The organism is Streptomyces sp. NPDC044064, from assembly GCF_056434245.1.
The window spans coordinates 1-3810 of sequence record NZ_JBWKFN010000074.1; the positions used below are offsets into that span (position 1 = coordinate 1).

The 3810-nt window shown below is 69.5% G+C and carries 1 pseudogene; it reads right to left on the reverse strand.

The annotated features are described in order from the left end of the window. Positions 1 to 3782 (reverse strand): annotated as a pseudogene (locus tag AC07DS_RS46225) (SDR family NAD(P)-dependent oxidoreductase); the annotation flags it as partial. Between the last annotated feature and the right edge of the window lie 28 nt (positions 3783 to 3810).

Below are 3810 nucleotides of genomic sequence, written 5' to 3' on the forward strand. Positions count from 1 at the left end.
GACTCGACGCCACCCGGATACCGGCACGCCATACCCACGATCACCACAGGGTCATCAGCCACCACCGACCTCACCGGCACAAACTCAGCCGACTCAACCTCCCCACCGAACAACTCGTCGAGGACGAACCCGGTCAGCGCATCGGCCGTCGGGTAGTCGAAGACGACCGTCGTCGGCAGGCGCAGGCCGCTGACCGTGCCCAGGCGGTTGCGGAGTTCGACCGCCGTGAGAGAGTCGAAGCCGAGTTCCTGGAAGGCTCGCGTGGGGTCGATCGAGTCCGAACTGGTGTGTCCGAGCACGGCGGCGATCTGAGCCCGTACGAGAGCGAGCACTTCTTCGCGCCGTTCGGCCTCGCTCAGCCCGGTCAGCCTCTGGGCCAAACCTGCGGCCGTGGCCGTCCCAATGGCCGTAGCACGCGCCGCGCGTGTACGGATCAGACCGCGCAGCAGCGCGGGGACTTCGCCGTGCGCCCGGACGGCGCCGAAGTCCAGGCGCACCGGCAGCGTCACCGGCCGCCCGACGGCCAACGCGGCGTCGAACAGGGCCAGTCCCAGTTCAGGCGTGATGGCGGGCATTCCCAGTCGGGCGATGCGCTCTACCTCTGCAATGCTCAGTTCGCCCGTCATACCTTCGGTCTGAGCCCAAGGGCCCCAGGCAAGCGACACGCTCGGCAGGCCGGCCGCCCGTCGGTACTGGGCCAGGCCGTCGAGAAAGGCGTTGCCCGCCGCGTAGTTGGCCTGCCCGACGCTGCCGAAGGTCGCAGCCACGGAGGAGAAGACGACGAACGCGGAAAGGTCGAGGTCCTTGGTGGCCTCGTGGAGGTTCCAGGCCGCGTCGACCTTGGGCCGCAGCACGGTGGCCAGCCGCTCGGGGGTGAGGGAGGCGACGACGCCGTCGTCGAGCACGCCCGCGGTGTGGACCACGGCCCGTACCGGATGGCGGGCGATCAGGGCGGCCAGAGCCTTTCGGTCGGCCAGGTCACATGCCTCGACCGCGACGCGCGCGCCCTGGTCCTGAAGCTCGGCGACCAGTTCTTCGGCGCCCGGCGCCGCGGGACCGCGCCGGCTGACGAGCAGCAGGTCCCGGATGCCGTGCTCGGTGACAAGGTGCCGGGCGATCGTCCGGCCCAGACCACCCGTACCGCCCGTGACGAGAACTGTGCCCGTACCGTCCCACATCGGTTCCGGCGCCTGGGGTGCGGGGCTTCGGGACAACCGAGCAGCCAGCACTTCACCGTCCCGGACCGCCAGCTGCGGCTCGTCCGAACCCAGCACGCGCGGCAACATCCGCGCCGCGTCCTCGCCATCGAGGTCCACCAGACCGAACCGGCCCGGGTGCTCCGACTGCGCCGACCGCACCAGACCCCACACCGCGGCACCGGCCAGGTCCGCGCCGGTCGTGGCACCAGATGTCACGAACACCAGGCGGGAGTCGGCGAACCGCTCCTCGGCCAGGCATGACTGCACCAGCCCCAGCACTCGCGAGGTCACCGCGTGCACCGATCCCACCACGTCGTCGACGTGGGCGGATTCGATCCGTACGACGACCACGGCGGCGGGCTCGACCGGCAAAGCGTCCAGGTCGCACTCGACATAGGAGACCGGCTCCTCGCCCGTAACCCGCACCGGAGACCACTCCGGTGCGAACAGGGAGTCCCGGATGTGGGCGTTGACGGATCCCAGCTGTTCGGCCGACACCGGGCGAGTGATCAGGGACCTGACCGTGGCGACCGGTGTTCCCGCGGTGTCCGCGACCTCCACCGACACGGCGCCGTCGTCGCTCCGTGACAACCGGACCCTGACGGACGAGGCTCCTACGGTATGCAGCGTCACTCCTGACCAGGAGAACGGCACCCTCCCCTGCCCCGGCTCTTCGTCGCCGGTGAAGACCGATGCGTGCAGCGCCGCGTCGAGAAGTGCCGGGTGTACGCCGAACGCCTCGGCGTGCGCGTCGTCGGGCAACGCGACTTCGGCGAACACCTGGTCGCCGAGCCGCCAGGCAGCGGTCAGCCCCTGGAACACCGGGCCGTACACGAACCCGGCCTCCAGGAAGGTCTCGTACGTGCCGGTCACGTCCAGCGCCTCGGCCCCGGCCGGCGGCCACACCGCAGCGTCGAACGAAGAGGGCGCGGCGGTCGCGGGCGCGATCAGGCCACTGGCGTGCTGTGTCCACCCGCCCTCGCTTCCGTGATCGGGGCGGGAGTGCACCCTCACGGCTCGACGGCCGAACTCGTCGAGTTCGCCCACCCACACCTGAACCCGTACGCCACCCGACTCGGGCAGCACGAGCGGTGCGGAAAGCGTCAGTTCCTCCACCGCTCCGCAGCCGACCTCGTCACCCGCCCGCAGGGCCAGCTCGACAAGGGCTGTGCCCGGCACGAGAACGGAGCCCATCACCTCGTGATCCGCGAGCCATGGGTGCGACTGCAGCGACAGACGGCCCGTGAACAAGAACCCGTCCGTGTCGACCAGTTCAACGGCGGCACCCAGGAGCGGGTGCCCAGCCGGTTCGAGGCCGACGGAGCTGACGTCCCCGCTTCGGACGAACGGCGCAGCGGGCCAGTAACGCTGGTGCTGGAAGGGGTAGGTCGGCAGATCGACGCGCTGGGCACCCGTTCCGGCGAAGACAGCCGTCCAGTCGACCTTGGCGCCGTCGACGTAGAGGCGGGCCAGGGCCTGGAGGGTGGTCGTCTCCTCGTCGCGGTCCTTGCGGAGCACGGCGGCGAGTACGGCATCGGCGTCGGCGGACTCCGCCGCCATCGCGGTCAGGACACCGTCCGGGCCGAGTTCCAGGAAACGGCTCACACCTGTGGCGGTGAGGGCCCGGATACCGTCAGCGAAACGGACCGCCTCACGGACATGGCGCACCCAGTAGTCCGCGGAACACAGATCCTCGGACGCCGCGACCTCGCCCGTCAGGTTCGACACGACCGGAATCACTGGTGCGCCGAAGGACAGACCCTCCACCACACCGCGGAAGTCCTCCAACATCGGGTCCATCAAAGGGGAGTGGAACGCATGCGAGACCCGCAGCCGCGTCGACTTACGGTCACCGAAGTGGGCACGGATCTCCTCCACCGCCACCTCGGCACCGGAAACCACCACGGCCCGGGGCCCGTTGACCGCAGCGATCGACACCAACTCACCCAGCAGGGGACGTACTTCCTCCTCGGTGGCCTGGACGGCGAGCATGGCCCCGCCCTCCGGCAGGGCCTGCATCAGCCGGCCCCGAGCCGCCACCAGAGCACACGCATCCACCAGCGAGAACACACCCGCCACATGCGCCGCCGCCACCTCACCGATCGAATGCCCGGCGAGGAAATCCGGGCGAACGCCGAACGCCTCAGCCAGCCGGAACAACGCCACCTCGATGGCGAACAGCCCAGCCTGCGCGTACACCGTCTGGTTGAGCAGCTCCTCACTCTCACCCCAGACCACATCCCGCACCGACACATCCAAGTGCCCGTCCAGCCCCGCACACACCGCATCGAAGGCTTCCGCGAACACCGGGAACCTGCCGTACAACTCCCGCCCCATACCGAGCCGTTGCGAACCCTGCCCCGAGAACAGGAAGGCGTTGCTCCCGGCTCGAGCCGTACCTTCGACAATCTCGGTGCCGTTCAGGACCACGGCCCGGTGAGCGAACTCCGACCGCGAAGTGATCAGTGACAGACCCACATCCACCGGACGCTCAACAGCAGCCGCAAGCAGACGTTCAACTTGATCCTTGAGGGCATCTTCCGTCTTGCCGGAGACGACCCACGGCACCACGCCTGGGGACGCCACAGCCTCCTCGGTCGAAGCAACGGCC